Below are 229 nucleotides of genomic sequence, written 5' to 3' on the forward strand. Positions count from 1 at the left end.
GGCGAAGATTGAGCGCCACCATGCGGTCGTCTTTGTTATAGCTGTCGATGCCCGTACAGGTGGAAAGCGCAATCACCTGATACCCTTCGTCGAGAATGCGATTGACCACCCCGGCAAAGGCTTTTTCATACGCTTGCTGAGTGGTGCCGAGACGTTTGTCGAACGGTGCCAGTTCGCGCAGGGTAATTGCTACCGTTTTCTGTTGTGCGGCAACGTCCAGCCAGTGTTG

The 229-nt window shown here is 55.0% G+C and carries 1 protein-coding gene; it reads right to left on the reverse strand.

Features of this window, described 5'->3' with window-relative positions; all coding sequences use genetic code 11:
• Nucleotides 1–229, reverse strand: a 229-nt coding sequence (locus SB822_RS61560) for a hypothetical protein (RefSeq protein ID WP_410859727.1), incomplete at both ends; no start/stop codon positions are given.

This window comes from Paraburkholderia sp. SIMBA_054 (assembly GCF_046534875.1).
Taxonomy (GTDB): Bacteria; Pseudomonadota; Gammaproteobacteria; order Burkholderiales; family Burkholderiaceae; genus Paraburkholderia; species Paraburkholderia hospita.